A 14,352-nucleotide genomic window follows, 5' to 3' on the forward strand; every position below is an offset into this window, starting at 1 on the left:
AACCAAGTGAAGCGAATTGCCAAAACCACCGCCGCACTGCTCGCGTGCACCATGGCCACCGCCTGCAATGGCGAAGCGACGGGCACGGTCGAGGCGCCGACCGCACCGGTCGAAACCGTCGCCGCGCCCGACGGCCAGGCGTGGAGCGACGTCGTCACCAAGACCGAGGCGGGCGGCTATGTCATGGGCAACCCCGACGCGCCGGTGAAGCTGATCGAATATGGCTCGCTCACTTGCGGCGCCTGCGCGCGCTTCGAGCTCGCCGGGGCCGAAGAGCTGGTCCAGCAATATGTCGAAACCGGCCGCGTCAGCTGGGAATTCCGCAACTTCATCCGCGATCCCATCGACATGACCGCCGCGCTGATCGCGCGCTGCGGCACGACCGAGCAATATTTCCCCTTCCAGCGCGCCTTGTTCCAGAACCAGCAGGACTGGGCGGGCAAGGGCTACCAGTACCTCCAGTCCAACTCGACCGCCAACATGGCGCCAGAGGAAGTGTTCAAGACGCTGGCCGAAGTGACGGGCCTCAAGACCTTCGCCGCACAGCGCGGTATCTCGCCCGCCAAGGTCGATGCCTGCCTTGCCGAACCGGGCGCCGCCGACGTGCTGCTCGCCATGAACGAGACGGCGAACAGCGATTACGGGGTCAACTCGACCCCCACGCACATCGTCAACGGCGTCACGCAGCCCAGCAGCGCGGCGCAATGGGAGGGCCTCGGCCCGGTCATCGCCACCGCCGTGGGCGACGCGTCGTAAGCCATCTTGAGGGGGGAGATTTGCTAAGGTGAAGTTCCGGCGGCTGAAACTCAGCGGCTTCAAGAGCTTCGTCGAGCCGTCCGAGCTCCGAATCGAGCGCGGGCTGACCGGCGTGGTCGGCCCCAACGGCTGCGGCAAATCCAACCTCCTCGAAGCCATCCGCTGGGTGATGGGCGAGGGGAGCCCCAAGTCCCTGCGCGGTGGCGGCATGGAAGACGTGATCTTCGCCGGCACCGCCGCCCGCCCCGCGCGCGACTTCGCCGAAGTCACGCTGCTGATCGAACGCAGCAAGGAAGAGGCGGGCGAGGACGCGGGCGAAACCGAGGTCACTCGCCGGATCGAGCGCGGCGCGGGCTCCGCCTACCGGCTCAACGGCAACGATGTCCGCGCCAAGGACGTCGCGCTGCTGTTCGCAGACGCGGCCACCGGCGCGCACAGCCCCGCGCTCGTCAGCCAGGGCAAGATCGGGCAGGTCATCGCCGCCAAGCCGACCGACCGCCGCCAGATGCTCGAAGAGGCGGCGGGGATTTCCGGCCTCCATCAGCGGCGCAAGGATGCCGAGAGCAAGCTGCGCGCGGCTGAAACCAATCTCGAGCGGCTCGACCGGCTGTTGGGCGATCAGGAAGCGCGCGCCGCCAGCCTCAAGCGACAGGCGCGCGCGGCCGAACGCTATCGCAAGCTCACCGACCAGATCCGCCACCACGAAGCGAAGATGATCACTGCCGCGTGGCGCGATGCCGACCGCGCCGCGACCGAGGCTCGTGAGGCGGCGGAAAAGGCCGAAGGCCGCGTCCGCGAACTGGAGGATAAGCGCACCGCCGCGCAGGACCGGCAGGCTGAAGCCGCCAAGGCGCTAGCCACCGCGCGCGACGCCGCGGTCGAGGCGCGCAGCCAGGGGCAGGAACTGGCGCACAAGCTGGCCAGCCTGCGCGCCGAGCGGAATGCCGCCATCCGCCGGATCGACGATCTCGATGCGCAGCATAATGCGCTGGTCGCCGAGACCGCGCGCGAGGAAGCGCTCAAGGCCGACGCCGCCAAGGCGATCGCCGCGCTCGACGAAGAGCGCGAGGCGCTGGAGAAAAGGCTCGAGGGCAGCGAAGAGGAAGCCGGCAAGCTTGCCGAGGCGCTGGGCGCTGCCGAAAAGAAAGCGAGCGAGGCCGAAGCCGATCTCGCCGCCTTGGTCGCGCGCGAAGCGGCGATGAAGGCCGAGCGCCGGGTCGCCGAGGCGGCACTCGAAAGCGCCGAGTCGCAAGCGGGCCGCATCCAGGCCGATCTCGAACGGATCGAGGCGCAGGAGGCCGAGCTTGGCAAGGCCGACGAGGAACAGCAGGCGCTGGTCGATGCCGAACGGCAGATCGAGGAAGCGCAGGCCGAGGCTGCCAGCGCCGAAGCTGCCATCGCCGATGCCGAAGAAGCCCGTGCGAAGGCGGTTGCTGCGCGTGATGCCGCCGAAAGCGAGCTGGCGTCTGCGCGTGCGTCATTGTCGGCTGCGACCAGCGAACTCGACGCGCTCGCGCGCGCGCTCGACAAGGGCGGGCACGGAGCGATCGAGGGCTTGAAGGCGAGCCCGGGCTACGAGCAGGCGCTCGCCGCCGCATTGGGCGACGATGTCGAGGCCGAGCTGGGCGGCGACGGACCCCGCCGCTGGGAAAATCCGGGCAATGGCGACGACCCTGCGCTCGGCGACGGCATGGTCCCGCTCGCTGCGCGTGTGGAGGCGCCGAAGGAGTTGCTCCGCCGTCTCAAGATGGTCGCGGTGGTCGACCGCGACACCGGACAGCAATTGAAGGCCGGCCAGCGGCTGGTCACGCGCGATGGTACCATGCGCCGCTGGGACGGCTTCGTCGTGCGCGGGGCAGGGGCGGCCACCGCCGAACGGCTGGTCCGTTTGAACCGCCGCGATGCGCTCGACAAGGAAGTGCCTGGGCTGAAGGCCGCGGTGACTGCTGCGGAGGCCGCGCTCGAAGCTGCGTCGGCGGAGGTGCAGAAACAGCGCGAAGCGGGCGACGCCGCCCGCGCTGCGCTCGCCGATGCCGAAAGCGCGGGCCGCGAGGCCGGGCGCGCCGCCGACAGCGCACGGGTCGAGATCGAACGCATGGCCGCGCGCCGTGAGACGATTGACCAGCGCAAGGAAGAGTTGAAGCCGCTGCTGCGAACCGCGCGCGAGGCCCTCGAAGACGCGCAGGAGGCGATCGCCAAGCTGCCCAAGGTCGAGGCGATGGCAAGCGATCTCGACAAGGCACGCGCCGCCGCCAACGAGGCCGGTCGCGCCGTCGCAGAACAACGCGCACTGGTCGCCACGCGCCAGCGCGAGATGCAGGCCGCGCGCGAACGTCACGCTGCTGCGGGAAGCGAGCAGGGCCAGTGGCGCGCCCGCGCGCGCGATGCCGAAAAGCGGCTCGAGGAAACTGCCGAGCGCGCCGCGCGCCAGGCGGAAGAACGCGAAGAGCTCAAGGACGTCCCCGCCACATTGGCCGAGAAGATCGAGGCGCTCGAAGGCGAGAGCGGCAAGGGCGAACGCAAGATCGGTGAAACCGCCGAGGCCGAGCGCGCCGCGCAGGAACAGCTCCGCGCTGCCGAGGCCGTGCTCGCCGATGCCGCCGAAGCTTTCGCCTCCGCACGCGAAGGTCGCGCCGGCTCGATCGCCCGCGCCGAAGCCGCCGAGGCGCGCCGCGCCGATCATGCCCGCGCTGCCGGCGAGGCCTTCGGATGTTCGCCGCCGCTGCTGCCCGAGAAATTCGATTTCGACATCGATGCGCTGGCCTCGGCTGAGGACGAGAAGGCGGCGCACGACAAGCTCGTCGCCGACCGTGAGCGGATCGGCCCGGTCAACCTCGTCGCAGAGCAGGAGCTGGCCGAACTCGAGGCTGAGCAGATCGCATCGGCCGAAGAGCGCGAGGAGCTGGGCGAGGCGATCACCCGTCTGCGCGGGTCGATCGGTCACTTGAACCGCGAAGGCCGCACGCGACTGCTCGCGGCATTCGAAGAGGTGAACGAGCATTTCAAGAGCCTGTTCGCGACCCTGTTCGGGGGTGGGCAGGCGCATCTCGAACTGGTCGACAGCGACGATCCGCTCGAGGCCGGGCTCGAAATCTTCGCGCAGCCGCCGGGCAAGAAGCTGGCGCGGCTGACCCTTCTGTCGGGCGGGGAGCAGGCGCTGACTGCCGTCGCGTTGATCTTCGGCCTGTTCCTGACCAATCCCGCGCCTATCTGCGTGCTCGACGAGGTCGATGCGCCGCTCGACGACGCCAACGTCGAACGCTTCTGCGACCTGCTCGAACGCATGACGCGCGAGACCGACACGCGCTACCTGATCGTCACCCACAACGCCGTGACGATGAGCCGCATGGATCGTCTCTACGGCGTCACGATGATCGAGCAGGGGGTCAGCAGATTGGTATCGGTCGACCTTGGCGGTGCAGAAGAGTTGCTCGCCGCCGAATGATCGATATTCGCTATTGCGAATGATTTTCAATAACACTATCCGGGTCTCAACACAGACACCGGGAGTACCCATTGTACCGTTCGATTCGCGCCCTCGCGCTTGCCGCCACCATCCTCACCCCCGCGATCCTACACGCGGCCGACACCGCCATTGAGGAAACCGACGCTGCATCCGACGGCGGCGCCCCCGGCGATCCGATCGTCATCACCGGCAAGCGCGACGGCTACGGCGCCGATGCCACCACCACCGCGATGAAGACCGACACCCCGCTCATCGACACGCCGCAGTCGGTCAGCGTCGTCACTGCCGAGCAGATCAACGACCAGGCGCTGCGTTCGATCGGCGATGTCGCGCGCTACGTTCCGGGCATCGCAATGGAATCGGGCGAAGGCCACCGCGACGCCATCGTCATCCGTGGCAACCTGTCGACTGCCGACTTCTTCACCGACGGCTTGCGCGACGACGTCCAGCATTATCGCGGTCTCTATAATGTCGAGCGTGTCGAAGTGCTCAAGGGCCCCAACGCGCTGGTCTTCGGTCGCGGCGGCGGGGGCGGAATCGTCAATCGCGTCCTCAAGCGCCCATTCCACGAACGTTATGCAACCGGCGCGTTCTCGATCGACCAGTATGGCGCGGGGTCGGCACAGATCGACCTCAACAGCCCGCTGACGCTCTCGAGCGAAGGCCGTCTCAACGCGGTCTACGAGCGGCTCGACAATTTCCGCTCGATCGAGGGTGAGCGCTGGGCGATCAACCCCACCGTCTCGTGGCACTTCGGCGCCGACACCGACCTCGATCTCGGTTACGAATATGCGCATGACGAGCGCGACGTCGATCGTGGCCTTCCGCCTGCATTCGAAGGCACGATCGACGATCCTGCCCGCGCGGTCGAAGACTTTGACGAGACCTTCTTCGGCATTCGCGGCGTCAACCGCAGCGACTTCGACAAGCATGTCGTCGATGCCAAGCTCACCCATCGTTTCAGCGACGCGGTGACCTTCACTTCCAAGGCGCTCTACGGCGACTATGACAAGATCTACACCAACGCCGTGCCGTCGAGCGCGGTCACCGACGAGAATACGGTCAAGGTCTCGGGCTACCAGGACTTCACCCGCCGCCAGAACATGCTGTGGCAGAATGACCTCGTCGCCCGCTTCGCCACCGGCGCGCTGGAGCACACGCTGCTAGTCGGCATCGACTATGCCAACCAGGACACGGACGCTGGTCGCCTGCGCGGGTTTTTCGATACGCTTCCCGCGGACCAGAAGAGCGCCAACGGCCGCGAGACTTTCGTGCCGCTCGCCGATCCGTTCGTGATCCCCGACCTTACCTTCCGTGGCGGCTCGGGAGAGCGCAATGCGCACACCGACGCCGAAGCGATCGGGGTCTATGTCCAGAACCAGGTCGAGATTGGCGAGCATATCGAGCTGATCGCCGGCCTGCGTCTTGATTGGGTCGACATCCGCGTCCAGGACTTCATCGGCGGCACCGACCTGTCGCGCGAAGACAGCTTGTGGAGTCCGCGCCTCGGGCTGGTGGTGAAGCCGCAGGACAATGTCAGCCTCTATGCGAGCTGGAGCCGCAGCTACCTGCCCCAGTCGGGCGACCAGTTCGCTTCGCTCTCGCCCACCACGGCGGCACTCGAACCCGAAAAGTTCACCAATTACGAAGCGGGCGTGAAATGGGAGATTCAGCCGGGCCTCGACCTGACGGTCGCCGCCTTCCAGCTCGATCGCACCAATACGCGTTCGATCGACCCCGTGACGCTCGACACGGTGCTAACCGGTGAGCAGCGCACCAAGGGTGTCGAATTCGAGGTCAACGGCAAGATCGGCCGCCTCTCGCTGGCGGGCGGGGTGTCGATCCTCGACGCCGAAATCACCGAGGACACCGCTTCGGCCCCGGCCGGTCGCACGACGCCCGACGCGCCCGATTTCGAAGCGTCGCTCTGGGGTCGCTACGACGTCACCGACCGCTTCGGACTGGGTGCGGGGATTTCGCATCGCTCGAGCGTTTTCGCATCTTACACCAACGAGGTCATGATCGACCCGCTGACGACGGTCGATGTCGCCGCCTATTACGACCTGAGCGAGCGCATCGCGCTGCAGGTCAACGTCGACAATCTGTTCGACGAAAAGGGCATCGAATTCGGCCATGGCGACAACAATTTGCACCCGGTCGACGACCGCACGGTGCGCGGTTCGATCCGCTTTGCCTTCTAGGCGGCGAGCGCCTTTGCGCGCTTGAGATCCTCGACGAAGCGGGCGCGCTCCTCCGCGCGCCTGGCTTCGTCGGGGAGCCTCAGCAGGTAGCTGGGGTGAACCGTCACCAGCGCGGTTGAGCCGTCGGGGAGCATCTGCGGCTCGTCGCGCAGTTTCGAGATGGTGACCGCCTTGCCAAACAGGGCACGCGCGGCGGTCCCGCCAAGCGCCACCGTGAGCGGCGGGCGAATGAGGTCGCGCTCCTGGCCCAGCCACCTATTACAGGCACTAATCTCGCCCGCATTGGGCGACTGGTGGATGCGGCGCTTGCCGCGCAGCACGAACTTGAAGTGCTTGACCGCATTGGTCACATAAGTGTCGGCGCGCTCGATCCCGGCCTCCGCCAGCGACGCGTCGAACAGCTGGCCCGCAGGGCCGACGAAGGGTCGACCCGCCAGGTCTTCTTGGTCACCGGGCTGCTCGCCTACGAAAAAGATGGACGGTGATAGCGGCCCTTCGCCGAACACCGTTTGGGTGGCGTCGCAGTGAAGGTCGCAACGCGTACAGCCCTTGGCTTCTTCGCGTAGCGCTGCCCAAGCAGCTTCGCGGCTGGTAGGCCGTTCCGCCTCAGTTTTCGCCTGCGCGGGCACGCTGGCGCTCTTCTCGATCATCGCGGCTTCACGCGCCTGCGCGCCTGCGAGCAATTCGCCGATCGCCGCGGTCTCGGGCATGTTTTTCCAATATTTCTTGGGCATCTCGGCGGTCATCGCCTTCACCTTCACCCGCGCAGGGTTGAAGATCGATTTGTAGTACGTCTTCCACGTCTCCTCGACCGGATCGCCGTCGGGGGCGTCGGCGCGGATCGCGCCCGGGCTTTCGGTCAGCGTCTCGCCGTCCCAATGGATGCACAATCGAGGCGTGAGGATCGACCAGCGCATGTTGGTGAAACGTCGCATGAAGAAGCCGGCCTCGCGCCGCACGATATGATTATCGGGTTCGAACCAGGCCACGAAACGCGTGCTCTCTTCATCCTCCACCTCGCGGAAGCGCACGAAGGCATGCATCTTGTGCGCATCGCGGCGCACCTCCTTCTCCAGCCTGCGGAGGCGGTCGACGAGCGGGTCGGCGCGGTCGGCTAGCGCGCGCTTGTTATCGCGCAGCTTGAGCAGGAGGGCGTAAAGCAAGGCGAAACGCTCGGGATCGCGGTGGCAAATGGCGGTCTTCGCAAGGCTTACGAAGTCGCGCGGGACAGAGAAGCTGGCACCTTTAGGCGCCGAAGCCGCTGCCGGATCGCCCGAACCGAACAGGTCGGCTTCGTCGCCCTCGACCTCCCAGACGACAGCGGAGGCGGGAACACCCGCCTCCGCCAGGCCGCGCGCGGCATCGCGCCAGCCATCGAAATCATCCTGCCGCGAGAGCCGAACCCGATGGATATCGACCTGCGGCCCGTCGGGCAGGATCCAGCTCATCTATTCCCTATCGTCGCCTTCATCGACGCCCTCGAGCGCCCGTTGATATTCTTCAGGCTTGCGCTCTTCGAACTTGTCCTTGAGCTCGACTTCTTCCTTGCGGCTCAGCTCGTCGGCTGCCGCAGGAAACATGTCCTTCTCTTCTTCCTCGATGTGGTGGAGATAATCGTGACTCAGCTTCTTGAGCTTCTCGCTCCACTCGCGGCTCGACGGATCGAGCTTTTCCATCTTCATGATGAGGTCGTCGAGTTCCTTATGTTCGGCGACGCTGTGCTGCCCGTCGTGGCGCAGGTCGGGATCGGCCAGCATCGTCGAATAGAGCGTTTCTTCCTCCGCGGCGGCATGCGCCTTCACTTCCACCTTGAAGTTCTCGAAGAGCGCCTTGCGGTCGTCCGGGTCCTGCGACACCGTCATCCGCGTGAGCATCTCGCGATGCTTGTCGTGATCTTCTTTCAACCGTTTGAAAATTGTCTCTTCGGCCATTTGTCGAAACTCCTTTTTTCTTTCCCTACCAACGCGTTGGAGGCGGGAAGAGTTCAGGCGGCCTTTGGTCCATGGTGGGCGAACAGGTCGAGTTGTGCGGCGGGTGGGGCGATCAGCGCCTTCAGATCGGCTCGGTCCGTCAGCAGCGTCGGGCGCCAGTCCGAGGTGATGATGAAAGGCCGCACCTTCTTCACCGACACGGTCAGCCGCGCCACGTCGTCGAGCCGCAAGGTCCGGAAGCGCCGCGAGGAAAGGATGCGCCCGACTGCCTTCGTTCCGAGGCCGGGGACGCGCAGCAACTCTTCCTTCGTCGCGCGATTGACGTCGACGGGAAAGCTCTCGCGAAACTTGAGCGCCCAAGCGAGCTTGGGGTCGATGTCGAGCGGCAGCATCCCCTTTTCGTCGGTCGCCGCAACGACTTCCTGCGGCTTGAAACCATAGAAGCGCATCAGCCAGTCGGACTGGTAGAGGCGGTGCTCTCGCATCAACGGGGGTCGTTTGAGCGGGAGCACCGCACTCGGCTCGGGAATGGGGGAGAAAGCGCTGTAATAGACCCGGCGCAGCGAGAAACGGTCGTACAGGCTGCGCGCCTTTGTCACGATCGCGCCATCATTCGCGTCGTCGGCGCCCACGATCATCTGGGTCGACTGACCGCCGGGTGCATAGCGAGGCGCGGAGCGATATTTTTTTCGCGCATCCTTGTTGTCGGCGATGTCGGACTTCGTATTGCGCATCGCCGTCTCGATCCGCTTCTCGTCCTTTTCGGGCGCGAGCCGTGTCAGACCCTGCCGCGTGGGGAGTTCGACGTTGATCGAAACACGGTCGGCGTAAAGGCCTGCCTGATGAACCAGCTCCGGATCAGCATCGGGAATGGTCTTGAGATGAATGTAGCCGCGAAAGTCGTGCACGTCGCGAAGCTGCCGCGCAACCTCGACCATCTGCTCCATCGTATAGTTGGACGACTTGATAATCCCGCTCGAAAGGAACAGACCCTCAATATAGTTTCGCTTGTAGAAGTTCAGGGTGAGCTGGACGACTTCCTCGACCGTGAAGCGTGCGCGGCGCACGTTCGAGCTCTTACGATTGATGCAATAATGGCAGTCGAAAATGCAGCTGTTGGTGAGGAGGATCTTGAGCAGGCTGATACAGCGTCCGTCGGGCGCATAGGCGTGACAGATGCCCATGCCCTCGGTCGAGCCCACGCCCGTGCCGCCCCGACTGTCGCGCTTGGACGAACCCGACGACGCGCACGACGCGTCGTATTTCGCCGCATCGGCGAGAATCGAGAGCTTTTCGCGAGTGTCCAGGCGGGCCATCTGTTCACTCTACGTTCTCACGCGTCGCGATAAAAGACTCCTAGCCGACATAGGTCGAAAAATTCTTCCGGTTCGTCCGGGGTGCGCCTAGGGTCCCGCGCAACGAACAGGGAGACTTTCATGCGCGTTTCGATCCTCGCCCTCGCCGCCGGCCTGTCGCTGGCTACGCCCGCTGCCGCCGATCCGACCGAGGATTTCGAGGCGCTGACCGACCGCTACTGGGCCTATGTCCTCGAGAACAGCCCGACGCTTGCGACCTCGGTGGGCGTCACGGACTATGACGACAGGCTGTGGGACAATTCGATCGAAGCGATGGATCGCAACGCAGCGATCGCGACCGAGATGCTCGAAGAGCTCGAAGCGATCCTGTCCGACGACCTGTCCAAGGAAGACCGCACTGGCAAGGCAATCCTCGAGCGCACGCTGCGCAGCGCGATCGAAGGAAATAGCTACGGTCAGCGGCTGATGCTGTTCACGAATCGGGGCGGCTGGCACCAGTCGGTGGCGGGGCTCGCGCGCAACCTGACCTTCGACGAGGTTGCGGATTACGAGAATTATCTCAAGCGGCTGGCGGCCTATCCGGAACTCAACGCGACGTCGATCGAAGTGTCTCGGCAGGCGGTGGCGGGTGGCTACACGCTGCCGTGCGTAGCGATGGCCAATTTCGAGCAGTCGATCACCGGCGTGATCGGTGACGATGCGACGGGGACGCGCTTCTACGAGCCGTTTGATCGCGAACGACCGAGCTTCGTTCCCGAAGTACGCTGGGCAGAGCTGCAGGCTGAGGCGGTCAGCCTGATCGATAACGAGCTGCGCGAAGCCTACGAAACCCACGCGCGCTGGTATGTCGACGACTATGCGCCCAATTGCGCGACCGAGCCGGGCATTTCCGCGCAGCCGGGCGGGGCTGACTATTACAATTTCCGCGTGCGACAGTTCACCACCACCGACATGAGCGCGGACGAGATTCACCAGCTCGGCCTGTCCGAAGTGGCGCGCATCCGTGCGGAGATGGAGGAAGTCGCTGCCGAAGCCGGGTTCGGGACGCGCGAGGCATTCATCGAGGACCTTCGCACCAACCCCAAATATTACGCGAAGACGCCCGAAGCGCTGATGCAGTATGTCGCGCGCGAGGCGAAGAAAATGGACGGGCTGATGCCGACCCTGTTCGGGACGCTGCCGCGGCTTCCTTACGGCATCCGTGAAATCCCTGCGGAGATCGCGGAAGGGACGACGACTGCCTATTATAATCCGGGAAGCCCGGCGAACGGCATCGCCGGGACCTATTACGTCAATACCTCGAAGCTCGACCAGCGGCCGCTATGGGAAGTTCCCGCGCTGACGGTGCATGAAGGCGTGCCGGGCCATCATCACCAAATCGCGCTGCAGCAGGAGCTGGACATGCCGATGTGGCGCAAGCGCGGGACCGGCTTTACCGCGTTTACCGAAGGTTGGGGCCTCTATTCCGAGCGTCTCGGGATCGAGATGGGGCTCTACGACACGCCGGCCAAGGATATGGGGCGTCTGAGCTACGAAATGTGGCGCGCGACGCGGCTGGTAGTCGATACCGGCATCCATTCGAAGGGCTGGAGCAAGCAGCAGGCCATGGACTTCATGCTCGACAACACAGCGCTCAGCCCCGCCAACATCGAGGCCGAGGTCAATCGGTACATCTCATGGCCGGGGCAAGCCCTCGCCTACAAGATCGGCGAACTGAAAATCCGCGAGCTGCGCAGCCTGGCCGAAGAGGAATTGGGCGACGCGTTCAGTCTGAAGGACTTTCACGACACGGTCCTGCTGCAGGGCGCCGTGCCGCTCGACGTGCTTGAAATGCAGGTGAAGGACTGGATCGCGGAGGTGAAGGCCGGCGCCTGAGGACTTAGTCCTCGGGCACCTTGTTGACCTCGTCGATTTCCTCGCGGCGTTCGTCGTTCGAGGAGATCATCTCCTGCATGCAGCCGACGAAGCCGCCCGGGCCGACCGGCGAGCATTGACGCATGCCGGTGGAATTATGGGTTTCGAGATATTGCGCGCGCGCGGCCCAGCTCTGGTTGGCCTGGCGGTCGCTATTGTCGCGCAATTGCTCCGGGATGCGGAAGCGTTCGCTCTCGTCCTTGCGGGCGCACACGACGATCTCGTCGTCGGTCGAACGCGGACAGGGATCGTCCCCGAATACGACGATGCGCGCGATCGGGCGATCCTGCGCGACGGTCGGCGCGGCGACGAAACCACTTGCGAGGACGGCGGTGCCGGCAATCCAGAGAAGCTTGGCCATGCGATATTCCTTTACTCAGGGGCGGCGGATCAACGCGCGCCCGGTCAAATCCGTTTCGACAATTCGATCGCGACGCGGCAGCCCGCACGGATCATGCCGGTGAGAAGCGGGTAGGCCGGCGCTTCCTCGGCGCCATGCTCGCGCGCCTTATCGAGATGTTCGAGTTCTTCTGCGCGAAACTGGGTGATGTCCGCGGCAAGCTCGGGGTCATGATCGCCCAGCGCCTCAAGCTGCTCCCTATAATGCTTGTCGATCTCGGTCTCGACCGCATCGGTGCAGGCCATCGCGGCCTTTTCACTAATCAAAGCGGTGGCTGCACCGAGAGCAAAGCCGGCGACATTCCAAATCGGCTGGAGCGCAGTCGGTCGCACACCACGCTCGGCAATGTAACGATCGAAGCGGGCAAGGTGGCGGTCTTCCTGTGCGGCCATGCGCGCGATTTCGTGCGCGGCGGGCGACGACTTGCCAAGGACAGCCAACTGCCCCGCATAGATGCGCGTGGCGCCGAACTCTCCGGCATGGTCGACGCGGATCATGCTTTCGGTATCAGGCGGGGACGTATCGCTCATCGCGCAACTTTCGTCATGGTGAGCCAACCCAAAATTGCCGCGCTGCCCAGCGAGATGACCGCGTTCCAGCCTGCCAGCGACAGGCCCATCCACGACCAGAGAATTTCGTCGCAGCGCACCAGTGGCGCGTTGAATATGTCGTCCATCGTGCTGCCGCCGCCGGCGGTGCAGGTCGTCAGACCCTCCCACCACTTCTGCTCGACGCCCGCGTGGAATACCGCGATGGCGCCCGATACGGCGATCATCACGATTGCGGCGAGGGTCAGCTTGCGGCTGAGTTCGGGTCGCGTATGAACCACCATCGCGCCTAGCGCTAGGACCGCGGCGATGCCATGCGGCCAGCGCTGCCAGATGCACATTTCGCAAGGATGCAGGCCGCCGATCACTTCGCTGCCGAGCGCGCCCAGCAGCAAGAGCGACGGGACGGCAAGCGTCAGCAGCCGCAGCGTATCGAGACCGATCGCACCCTTGGGCGCCGTCTTGGCGAGCATCTAGTTGCGGCCTCCCGCAGTGCCCGACGTCGTCGCCATCGCGACCCGCTCGAGCGTCTTGAGCGCATAGTGGAGCTGGTAGTCCTCGATGCCCTTTTCCTCGAGGCTTTCTGCCGTCTCGGTGAAGCGCGGATCGTCGGTGCCGTCTTCTTCGAGCACCGCATCCTCGACACCTTCCTGCGCCACGAGGTGGCGACGAAGGTCGGCTTCGCGGAACACCGGGCGGTCGAACCAGTCCGGATCGGACAGCTGCGGCACCGCGATGTCGGGCTCGATCCCGCCCGCCTGCACCGACTTGCCCGACGGCGTGTAGTAGCGCGCCGTGGTCAGGCGAAGCGCGGCTTCCGGCCCGGTCTGGATGACCGTCTGAACGCTGCCCTTGCCGAAGCTGGTTTCGCCCATCACCACCGCACGGCGGTGATCCTGGAGCGCGCCGGCGACGATTTCCGAAGCAGAGGCCGAACCGGCATCCTGCAACACGATGATCGGCGCGCCCTCGGTCAGGTCGCCCTTGGTCGCATAGAAACGCTCGATATCGTCCTTGCGACGACCACGCTCCGAAACGATCTCTCCGCTTTCGAGGAACAGGTCCGAGACCTCGATCGCCTGGTCGAGCAAGCCGCCCGGGTTGGAGCGCATGTCGAGGATATAGCCGCGCGGGCGGCCGCCATGGGCCTTCTCGATCCCGCGGATCGCTTCGGCCACTTCGGCGCCGGCATTGGCGGAGAAGCGGTTGAGGTTGATGATCCCGACCCCGTCGGTGACTTCCCACTTCACGGGACGCAGGTCGATGATGTCGCGCGTGATCTCGACGTCGAACGGCTTGTCGCGGCCGGGACGCACGATGGTGATCGTAACCGTCGTGCCCGGCTCGCCGCGCATCATGTCGACCGATTCATCGAGGCTCATGCCGAACAGCAGGTCGCCGTTGAGGTGGGTGATATAGTCGCCGGCTTTGACCCCGGCCTTGTCGGCGGGCGTGTCTTCGGTCGGCGCGATCACGACCACGGCGCCGTCGCGCATCGACACGGTCAGGCCGAGCCCGCCATAATTGCCGTCGGTGGTGAGGCGCATGGTCTGGAAATCGGAGGCTTCGACATAGGCGCTGTGCGGGTCCAGGCTCGACAGCATGCCGTCGATGGCGCCCTTGATCAGCTCGTGATCGTCGACTTCCTCGACATAGTTGGCGCGAATGCGCTCGAACACGGTGAGGAAATTCTCGAGCTCGCGATAGGTGTCCTGGTCCTGCGCGACCGCTCCCTGGCCGGGCAGGATCGCCATGGCGGCGGCACCGGCAAGCGCGGCGGCAGGAATGGCCAGATTCTTGAGTTTCATTCGCGTATGTCT

Annotated in this window: 11 protein-coding genes; 4 read left to right on the top strand and 7 right to left on the bottom strand. The window is 65.1% G+C overall.

Features of this window, described 5'->3' with window-relative positions; translation table 11 throughout:
* Nucleotides 1–6: 6 nt before the first annotated feature.
* From KTQ36_RS03105 to KTQ36_RS03115, 3 genes are all read left to right on the top strand, one after another.
* A complete protein-coding gene (locus KTQ36_RS03105) occupies nt 7–756 on the top strand; it encodes a thioredoxin domain-containing protein (RefSeq protein ID WP_218632291.1) in 750 nt (249 codons plus the stop codon).
* 28 nt (nt 757–784) lie between these two features.
* Nucleotides 785–4,201: a chromosome segregation SMC family protein gene (locus KTQ36_RS03110; RefSeq protein ID WP_218632292.1), complete on the top strand. Its 3,417-nt coding sequence runs from the start codon at nt 785–787 to the stop codon at nt 4,199–4,201.
* A gap of 71 nt (nt 4,202–4,272) precedes the next feature.
* Complete coding sequence (locus KTQ36_RS03115) at nt 4,273–6,423, top strand: TonB-dependent receptor (RefSeq protein WP_255554169.1); 2,151 nt, start codon at nt 4,273–4,275, stop codon at nt 6,421–6,423.
* On the opposite strand, the gene KTQ36_RS03120 is transcribed toward KTQ36_RS03115, so the two are convergent.
* Genes KTQ36_RS03120 through KTQ36_RS03130 form a run of 3 tightly spaced genes read right to left on the bottom strand, consistent with a single transcriptional unit; the run spans nt 6,420 to nt 9,670 of the window.
* Nucleotides 6,420–7,835, bottom strand: coding sequence for a UdgX family uracil-DNA binding protein (locus tag KTQ36_RS03120; RefSeq protein WP_218633799.1), 1,416 nt, complete (start codon nt 7,833–7,835; stop codon nt 6,420–6,422). The genes KTQ36_RS03115 and KTQ36_RS03120 overlap by 4 nt on opposite strands.
* Before the next feature lie 36 nt (nt 7,836–7,871).
* Complete coding sequence (locus KTQ36_RS03125) at nt 7,872–8,354, bottom strand: hemerythrin domain-containing protein (RefSeq protein ID WP_218632293.1); 483 nt, start codon at nt 8,352–8,354, stop codon at nt 7,872–7,874.
* A 53-nt stretch (nt 8,355–8,407) separates the two neighbouring features.
* On the bottom strand, nt 8,408–9,670 hold the full coding sequence (locus KTQ36_RS03130) for a putative DNA modification/repair radical SAM protein (protein ID WP_218632294.1): 1,263 nt from the start codon (nt 9,668–9,670) through the stop codon (nt 8,408–8,410).
* Nucleotides 9,671–9,790: 120 nt separating this feature from the next.
* On the opposite strand from KTQ36_RS03130, the gene KTQ36_RS03135 reads away from it, so the two are divergent.
* Entirely contained in the window at nt 9,791–11,545 is a 1,755-nt protein-coding gene (locus tag KTQ36_RS03135; RefSeq protein ID WP_218632295.1) for a DUF885 domain-containing protein, read from the top strand.
* A 4-nt stretch (nt 11,546–11,549) separates the two neighbouring features.
* Here the strand turns inward: KTQ36_RS03135 and KTQ36_RS03140 are convergent, their stop codons facing one another.
* From KTQ36_RS03140 to KTQ36_RS03155, 4 genes are read right to left on the bottom strand one after another with little or no spacing between them, the layout of a single operon-like run.
* Nucleotides 11,550–11,945, bottom strand: a complete 396-nt coding sequence (locus KTQ36_RS03140) for a hypothetical protein (protein ID WP_218632296.1) — start codon at nt 11,943–11,945, stop codon at nt 11,550–11,552.
* Nucleotides 11,946–11,989: 44 nt separating this feature from the next.
* Nucleotides 11,990–12,514 carry a demethoxyubiquinone hydroxylase family protein gene (locus KTQ36_RS03145; RefSeq protein ID WP_255554171.1) on the bottom strand — a complete coding sequence of 175 codons (525 nt, stop codon included), beginning with the start codon at nt 12,512–12,514 and terminating at the stop codon, nt 11,990–11,992.
* On the bottom strand, nt 12,511–13,005 hold the full coding sequence (locus tag KTQ36_RS03150) for a disulfide bond formation protein B (protein WP_218632297.1): 495 nt from the start codon (nt 13,003–13,005) through the stop codon (nt 12,511–12,513). The genes KTQ36_RS03145 and KTQ36_RS03150 overlap by 4 nt, the downstream gene beginning before the upstream one ends.
* Nucleotides 13,006–14,340: a S41 family peptidase gene (locus tag KTQ36_RS03155; protein WP_218632298.1), complete on the bottom strand. Its 1,335-nt coding sequence runs from the start codon at nt 14,338–14,340 to the stop codon at nt 13,006–13,008.
* Nucleotides 14,341–14,352: the final 12 nt, after the last annotated feature.

The organism is Sphingomicrobium clamense (assembly GCF_019264355.1).
GTDB classification, from domain to species: Bacteria; Pseudomonadota; Alphaproteobacteria; order Sphingomonadales; family Sphingomonadaceae; genus Sphingomicrobium; species Sphingomicrobium clamense.